The sequence below is a fragment of the Leucobacter japonicus genome, from assembly GCF_001273855.1.
In the GTDB taxonomy this organism is placed as follows: Bacteria; Actinomycetota; Actinomycetes; order Actinomycetales; family Microbacteriaceae; genus Leucobacter; species Leucobacter japonicus.
Genome location: NZ_JHBX01000089.1, coordinates 1 through 385 on the forward strand (window position 1 = coordinate 1; position 385 = coordinate 385).

General features: G+C 64.2%; 1 protein-coding gene. It reads left to right on the plus strand.

The genetic code is table 11. From position 1 onward, the window contains the following. Window positions 1–385, plus strand: a 385-nt coding sequence (locus tag AMS67_RS17620; RefSeq protein WP_193787064.1) for a hypothetical protein, incomplete at both ends; no start/stop codon positions are given.

A 385-nucleotide genomic window follows, 5' to 3' on the forward strand; every position in this document is an offset into this window, starting at 1 on the left:
CGAATGCTGATGCGTCGTCTGCGGCGAATGGTGATGCGTCTGCTGCGGCGTCGTCTGCGGCGACGGCTGATTCGTCTTCGGATGCGTCGGGTACTGCGTCTTCGGATAGTGATGCGGCGGCTTCGGCTGATGCGAATGTGAATGCTTCGGCTTCGGCTGCGGCTGATGCGAAGGCTGCTGCTGCGGCTCAGGCTGCAGCGAATGCGGATGCGTCGTCTGTGGCTTCTGCGAAGGCGGATGCGAATGCGGCTGCTGCGGCTGAGGCTGCGGCTACGGCGGATGCGTCGTCTGCGGCTTCTGCGAATGCTGATGCGGCGTCGGCTGCTGCGGCTCAGGCTGCGGCGAATGCTGATGCGTCGGCTTCTACGAATGCTGATGCGTCGTC